We start from the raw sequence: 991 nt of genomic DNA, 5'->3' as shown, positions 1-991 counted from the left end.
GATCCAGGTCACGATCGCGATCCGGAGTTCTTCGCGGGTGTCCCAGCGGCGGCGGTCAAGCACATTGCGTTGCAGGAGGCTGAAGAAGCTCTCCATGGCGGCGTTGTCACCGGCCGCGCCGACCTGGCCCATCGACCCGCGCATGTGGTGACGCCACAGCGCCTGCTGCAGCTTCCTACTGCGAAATTTGGCCTCCACGGTCATTGTGCAGTCTGCACCCGGCCACGGTGCCGCCGCGGCGGGCGATGGCGGATTCGAGCGCGTCCACCGCCAGCTGGGAGGTCATCCGGTCGGCGATGGAGTAGCCCACGATCCGGTTCGACCACACGTCCTTGACCGCGCAGAGGTAGATCTTGCCCTCACCGGTGGGGTGTTCGGTGATGTCGGTCAACCACAGGCAATTCGGTGCTTCTGCGGTGAACTCGCGGCGCACCAGGTCCTCGTGCGCCGGCGCGGCGGGCCGGGCCTTGCGGCCGCGGCGTTTCTTGCCGAACACGCACCACCACTCGTTGGACGAGCAGATCTTCCACACCGTCCGATCCGACACCTCGATCCCCGTGGCGGTGACCTCCTCATGCAACAGGCGATACCCGAATTCGGGGTCTTCACGGTGAGCGTCGAAGATCGCATTCGCCACGTAGGCCTCATCGAGTTCGGCATCGGTGACCGGCTGGGCGAGCCAGACGTAGTAGTGCTGGCGATGGAGCTTGAGCACCCGGCACACCACCGCCACCGGCACCCGGATCCGGGCGCCAGGGGCGGCCAACTCCCTTACGAGCGGGTAGAGCCCTTTCCCGGCAGATTGCCCTGCGACAGATACGCCGCCGCCCGCCGCAACACCTCGTTCTCCTGCTCCAACAGCCGATTACGACGCTTGAGCTCCCGCAGCTCAGCTGCCGCATCCGACGACACACCCGACTTGACTCCGTCTTCGACGTCGGCCTGGCGCAACCACTTGTGCAACGTCATCGGATGCACACCGAAGTCGCCG

General features: G+C 66.0%; 2 protein-coding genes and 1 pseudogene. All 3 read right to left on the bottom strand.

Annotated elements, in window-relative coordinates; translation table 11 throughout:
- Positions 1-204 (bottom strand): annotated as a pseudogene (locus tag JHE00_RS34570) (IS3 family transposase); the annotation flags it as partial.
- Entirely contained in the window at positions 176-715 is a 540-nt protein-coding gene (locus JHE00_RS36025; RefSeq protein ID WP_307832236.1) for a DDE-type integrase/transposase/recombinase, read from the bottom strand. The gene JHE00_RS36025 and the pseudogene JHE00_RS34570, both read right to left, overlap by 29 nt.
- Before the next feature lie 56 nt (positions 716-771).
- The coding region (locus JHE00_RS34560) for a transposase (protein WP_372440538.1) at positions 772-991 on the bottom strand (220 nt) is incomplete at its 5' end.

The organism is Prauserella cavernicola (genome assembly GCF_016595675.1).
Taxonomy (GTDB): domain Bacteria; phylum Actinomycetota; class Actinomycetes; order Mycobacteriales; family Pseudonocardiaceae; genus Prauserella_A; species Prauserella_A cavernicola.
The sequence above is the reverse complement of the archived record's forward strand: the minus strand, read 5'-3'. Positions and strand labels throughout refer to the sequence as shown.